The sequence below is a fragment of the Bacillus sp. AR8-1 genome, assembly GCF_008042345.1.
In the GTDB taxonomy this organism is placed as follows: Bacteria; Bacillota; Bacilli; order Bacillales; family Bacillaceae_G; genus Bacillus_A; species Bacillus_A cereus.
The window spans coordinates 1-568 of sequence record NZ_QNUB01000084.1; the positions used below are offsets into that span (position 1 = coordinate 1).

Here is a 568-nt window from a genome sequence, read left to right on the forward strand (position 1 = left end):
ATTTTAATACCAGGATCTCGCCCTCCTAAAATTGTTAAAGAGTATATGGTTCAATCTATGAAGCCAGGAAGTGTCATTGTGGATATCGCAATAGATCAAGGTGGTACGGTAGAGACAGTCGATCATTATACAACTCATGATAATCCTATATTTATTAAGCATGATGTAATCCATTATGCAGTACCAAATATGCCTGGTGCTACTCCACGTACTTCTACTATGGCCTTAGCAAATGGGAATATTGAGTATTTACTAGAAATAGCTAAAAATGGATTAGAGACTGCAATCCAAAATAAACCGGCTTTAGCGACGGGGATAAATATTTACAAGGGTACGATAACTTATGAGAATTTAGGTGCAACACTAGAGTTAGATTATAAGCCATTGAAAGAAGTGTTAATATGAGTAATGAAATTTTACCACTCAACATTGGGAATATAAAAAAAGCACAAAAAATTTTAGATGGAAATGCTAGAAAAACGCCTTTGGTTAAATCTTTCTATTTAACCAGTAAAACCGGTGGAGAAATTTATTTGAAGTTAGAAAATATGCAGTTAACAGGTTCATT

The 568-nt window shown here is 33.8% G+C and carries 2 pseudogenes; both read left to right on the forward strand.

The features are described from left to right. Positions 1-405: pseudogene (locus DN400_RS29130) on the forward strand (alanine dehydrogenase); the annotation flags it as partial. Beyond that, positions 402-568 (forward strand): annotated as a pseudogene (locus tag DN400_RS29135) (threonine ammonia-lyase); the annotation flags it as partial. The pseudogenes DN400_RS29130 and DN400_RS29135, both read left to right, overlap by 4 nt.